The sequence below is a fragment of the Sphingomonas sp. NFX23 genome (assembly GCF_049887795.1).
GTDB lineage: Bacteria > Pseudomonadota > Alphaproteobacteria > Sphingomonadales > Sphingomonadaceae > Sphingomonas.
In genome coordinates this window covers 1-1310 of sequence record NZ_JAGEKH010000019.1, presented here as the reverse complement: position 1 = coordinate 1310, position 1310 = coordinate 1, and the positions used below count along the sequence as shown (strand labels likewise).

Genomic DNA, 1310 nt, shown 5'->3' with positions numbered 1-1310 from the left:
TGTTGTTGCCCCCTAAAGGCCTGACAGGGCCTCGCAGGTTTGCGCGATGAACTCGCGGGGTGATCGATAGCGCAAAGCGCGGTGCGGATGCACCTCGTTATAGTGGGCGAACCAGCCAGGCAGTTGGTCGATGACACTCTGCGCATCTGGCCTGGGGTTCACACGGACATAATCGCGCTTGAGGGTGCGAACGAACGCCTCAGCCATGCCATTCGATTGAGGACTGCTGACCGGGGTCGTGCGCGGGATCAGCCCAATGCCCCGGGCGAACGCACGTGTGTTGCGAGCGGTGTAGCAGCTGCCGTTATCGGTGAGCCACTCGATTGGTTCGGGCACGCGGTTCACCTGGCCGTAGCGATGCTCGACCGTGGCGACCATCAGGTCCTGGACGTCCTCGGCGGTGATGCCGCCCGTCGTCGCCACGTGTCCCATGGCTTCACGGTCGCAGCAGTCGAGCGCGAAGGCGACACGCACCTTCTCGCCATTGTCGCAGGTGATCTCCAACCCGTCGGAACACCAGCGGGTGTTGCGGAGGTCGACGGCGACCCGGCCGTCGTGACGCCGTTCCTCGCGGCGTTCGCCGCCTCGCTGTAGGAGCAGCCCGTGCACCTTCATGACGCGGTAGACGCGTTTCGGATTGGGCGCTTCGCGCCCGGTCTTCTCGGCCTCCCGGCGCAGCAGAGCATGAACGCGGCGATAGCCATAGGTTGGCAGATCGGCGACGAGCGCGCGGATGTCGGCGACCAGCTCAGCATCCGGCAGTGGTGGTCGTCCGCGTGGCCGGGGCGCTGGGCGATGGCGCATTGCGGACAGGTGTGGGCGAGCGATGCCGACCGCCTCGGCGACCGCGCTCACCGTCCATCCCGTGGCAACGAGGTCGAGCGCAACAGCAGTTTTTTTGGGCCTGCGGCCCGGGACACGGCCTCGCGGAGCAGCTCGTTCTCCATGGCCTTCTTGCCGAGCAACCGGTGTAGTTCGCGCACCTGCGCCTCGAGGGCACGGTAGTCGGACGCCGGCACCACTTCCTCGCCAGCTGCCGCGGCGGTCAGCGCACCCTGCGCCATCAGGCGCCGCCAGGTGAAGATCTGATTGCCGCCAATGCCGTGCCGGCGGGCGACGAGCGACACGCTCATCCCCGGTAGATACGTCTCCTCGACGATCCGAACCTTTTCCTCCGGTGTCCACCGCCTCCGGCGCTGAACACCGGAGAGAACCTCGCCATCGTTGTAACGCCTGGTCGTACCGTCAGTCATATGCCTCACTCTTATCTAAGAGCGGGGCCCTGTCAGGTCATTTAGGGGGCCACCTCA

1 protein-coding gene is annotated in these 1310 nt (G+C 65.9%); it reads right to left on the bottom strand.

Translation table 11 applies throughout. From position 1 onward, the window contains the following. Positions 1 to 12 precede the first annotated feature (12 nt). Positions 13 to 1253, bottom strand: a protein-coding gene (locus tag J4O76_RS23335) for an IS3 family transposase (RefSeq protein ID WP_426284551.1) whose coding sequence is annotated in 2 segments (ribosomal slippage) — positions 13 to 906 and positions 909 to 1253 — 1239 coding nt in all. Because the reading frame shifts where the segments join, the coding sequence is not laid out codon by codon here. Positions 1254 to 1310 lie beyond the last annotated feature (57 nt).